The organism is Streptomyces colwelliae (assembly GCF_048158785.1).
Classification (GTDB): Bacteria; Actinomycetota; Actinomycetes; order Streptomycetales; family Streptomycetaceae; genus Streptomyces.
Window position 1 is genome coordinate 1 of record NZ_JBLTJC010000953.1, and the last position, 455, is coordinate 455.

Here is a 455-nt window from a genome sequence, read left to right on the forward strand (position 1 = left end):
CAGTACAATGCTGAAAAAGGGCACATGACGAAGTGCGATGGTTGTTATTCGCGCGTCGCCGAGGGGAAACAACCCATATGTGTCGAATCCTGCCCGCTGCGTGCACTTGAGTTCGGTCCAATTGAAGAGCTGCGCCAGAAGCACGGCACTCTTGCTGCCGTCGCGCCACTGCCGCGCGCGCATTTCACAAAACCCAATATCGTTATCAAACCTAACGCCAACAGCCGCCCGACCGGCGATACCACTGGTTATCTGGCTAATCCGGAGGAAGTGTAAAATGGGAAATGGATGGCATGAGTGGCCACTGGTTATCTTTACCGTATTGGGTCAATGCGTAGTAGGCGCGCTGATTGTTAGCGGAATTGGCTGGTTCGCCGCCAAAAATGACGCAGACCGTCAGCGTATTGTCCGTGGCATGTTTTTCCTCTGGCTGTTGATGGGCGTCGGGTTTATTG

The 455-nt window shown here is 53.8% G+C and carries 1 protein-coding gene and 1 pseudogene; both read left to right on the top strand.

Annotated elements, in window-relative coordinates; translation table 11 throughout:
* Positions 1–276, top strand: a pseudogene (gene ynfG, locus ACNFOC_RS55315) (DMSO reductase like molybdoenzyme iron-sulfur subunit YnfG); the annotation flags it as partial.
* A gap of 1 nt (position 277) precedes the next feature.
* Positions 278–455, top strand: a 178-nt coding sequence (locus ACNFOC_RS55320) for a DmsC/YnfH family molybdoenzyme membrane anchor subunit (RefSeq protein WP_416966434.1), incomplete at its 3' end; no start/stop codon positions are given.